We start from the raw sequence: 682 nt of genomic DNA, 5'->3' as shown, positions 1-682 counted from the left end.
AATGGAGTTCAGCTTCAACCTGAACCGCACGGCCAACGCCTCGGCGTGGCGCGTGCTGCCGAACCGCTGGGACTTCGTGGCGTTCCCGCTGATGATCGGCCTGATCGCGATGGCGGCCGTGGGCTTTCACGAGACCATGGCGCCCATCGCCACGCTCAAGACCCAGGTCATCTCGCTCGATCCGGCCAACCTGCCCGAGTACGCCATGCGCACCACGCTGCGCATGCTCGCGGCGATGGTCGCCTCGCTCACCTTCACGCTCGTGTACGGCACGCTCGCGGCGAAGAGCCGTCGCGCGGGCCAGGTGCTCGTGCCGATTCTCGACATCCTGCAGTCGGTGCCGGTGCTCGGCTATATCTCGTTCACGGTCACGTTCTTTCTCGCGCTCTTTCCCTCGCGCGTGCTCGGCGCCGAACTCGCGGCGATCTTCGCGATCTTCACGAGCCAGGCCTGGAACATGACCTTCAGCTTCTACCAGTCGCTGCGCACGGTGCCGCGCGATCTGGACGAGGTCTCGCGAGGTTTCCACCTCACGGGCTGGCAGCGTTTCTGGAAGCTCGAAGTGCCGTTCTCGATGCCGGGCCTCATCTGGAACATGATGATGTCGATGTCGGGCGGCTGGTTCTTCGTGGTGGCTTCCGAAGCGATCACGGTGGGCAACAACACGATCACGTTGCCGGGC

1 protein-coding gene is annotated in these 682 nt (G+C 64.5%); it reads left to right on the top strand.

Going from position 1 to position 682, the window contains the following annotated elements:
* Position 1: 1 nt before the first annotated feature.
* On the top strand, positions 2-682 hold a 681-nt coding region (locus tag U5A58_RS40425), incomplete at its 3' end, for an ABC transporter permease subunit (RefSeq protein WP_321965456.1).

The organism is Paraburkholderia sp. J7 (genome assembly GCF_905220155.1).
Lineage (GTDB): Bacteria > Pseudomonadota > Gammaproteobacteria > Burkholderiales > Burkholderiaceae > Paraburkholderia.
Note: the sequence above shows the minus strand (reverse complement) of the source record. Positions and strands in the feature narration are given on the sequence as shown.